At 46.3% G+C, this 1,770-nt stretch carries 2 protein-coding genes; both read right to left on the reverse strand.

Annotated features, from left to right (window positions below):
* Positions 1–163 precede the first annotated feature (163 nt).
* Positions 164–1,219: an IS3 family transposase gene (locus tag B9A32_RS20905; RefSeq protein ID WP_084072126.1), complete on the reverse strand. Its 1,056-nt coding sequence runs from the start codon at positions 1,217–1,219 to the stop codon at positions 164–166.
* Entirely contained in the window at positions 1,216–1,704 is a 489-nt protein-coding gene (locus tag B9A32_RS20910) for a transposase (RefSeq protein WP_084072129.1), read from the reverse strand. Before B9A32_RS20910 ends, B9A32_RS20905 begins: the two co-directional genes overlap by 4 nt.
* Positions 1,705–1,770 lie beyond the last annotated feature (66 nt).

Below are 1,770 nucleotides of genomic sequence, written 5' to 3' on the forward strand. Positions count from 1 at the left end.
CGGTAGATGTCAAGCAAGTTGTCGCCTCAACATAAAAAAAATCGTGCTTACCGCAACACCTTCTCATGACCTCCGACGGACTTTTTTGGATGCCCATTCTCGGCCATAAGAAACTGTTGCTCTTTTATAGACAAAATCAATTATGTTGGTTCTCAAAGGCCTTCTATGCGGCCTTTTCCCCATCAGTTGATTTTTTTACAAAACTATTCCTCTTGTTTAATGCAACTTCCCCAATGTGCTTCCAGTTTCTTGTAGGGCCAGACCAACGTTCTGGGTGTGCCGTCTTGGCTTTCTGGTAGACTTGATGACGTTTCTCAAGGATTTCAACATCTTTCCGGTCATGTCTGTCTACCGGGGTTACAAAGCCAATACCGCTATGAAGATGCTCATTGTTGTACCATTGGGCAAATTTTTCTGCCCATTTCCGAGCACTGTTCAAGTCATCAAAGGGATGCTCGGGATATTCCGGCCGATATTTCATGGTCCGGAACAACGATTCAGAATAAGGGTTGTCGTTGCTGATCCTGGGCCTGCTGAAGGATGGGGCTACCCCCAGGGACTCCAGTTTTGCAAGCATGGTAAAAGCTTTCATTGGCCCACCGTTATCAGAGTGGAGAACTAACTGATTCTCCTGCACTTTTTCTTTATGACAGGTGTCTGTAATCAGAGCTGCTGCCAGTTCCGCAGATTCACAATCATAGACCTGGTATCCCACGGCTTTACGACTGTAGACGTCCATGATCATATAAAGGTAGAAAAAACGCCCTTTTACCCGGGCTGGCAAATATGTGATATCCCAAGACCATACCTGGTTAGGGCCTGTGGCAATATAGGCATCTGGGCGTTGACGGGCTCCTACCTTGCTTGAGAGACGGTGTTTGTTCATTTTTAGCTCTCTCAAAATTCTGTACATGGTGGCTTCTGAACCCAAGTAGATTCCCTGATCCGCAAGTTTGGGAACAATTTGATGGGGATTGACATCCCCAAATTCCGATGATGTCAGGACATCCATGATTTGTTCCCTCTCTTTTTGGGATATTTTGTTACCAGGCACCGCCCGCGAACCTTTGCGCTGATCATTAAAGCCATTCTTTTCCCAGCGTTGCACCGTTCGAAGCTGTAGCCCCAGAAGTTCTGCTGCAAGACGCTTTCGTGCACCACCCTTGCATGCCTCCTGAATCAGCGCCAAGGCTTCCTTTTTGTCGCCTTCACTGATCAATCGTCCTTTGGATCCCCCCAGATAGAGTCTGCTTTTTTTTTAAGAACCAGCAAGGCCGCTGTCTCAGCAAGCGCTTTTTCCTTGCGGTTTAACTCTTTCTTTAAAGCGGCATTCTCCTTCTTTAACCGAGCAGACCCTTTGGATTTAACGGAGGCCTTGGCAGGGGTTGACAATGAAAGAATATCCTTCTTCCATTGTTCAAGGTGATGAGAAAAAACCCCTCTTTTACGGCACCAAGAGACACGCTCCTTCTCCGCCATGGTACCTGTCTCCATCAAAGCTTTCAGTCGTTCTTCGGCACTCCAGTCCTGGGGACGTTTTTCTTTTTTATTCACAGTTAGATTTCCATCTTTTTTGTGGTTTTTGAGCCAATAACTCAAGGTGGACAGACCGATTCCGGCTTCGCTTGCTATTTCATGATGAGGTTTGCCACCCATCAGGACTTTTTTTATCACGGCCTCTTTTGTTTTGATCGGATATACCATAAAATCACCTCAATGCCCCAGAGTTTAAATTTTCAATTGAGGCGACTTCTATCCTGACACAGGGGG

Origin of the sequence: Desulfocicer vacuolatum DSM 3385 (assembly GCF_900176365.1) — a bacterium.
In the GTDB taxonomy this organism is placed as follows: Bacteria; Desulfobacterota; Desulfobacteria; order Desulfobacterales; family Desulfobacteraceae; genus Desulfocicer; species Desulfocicer vacuolatum.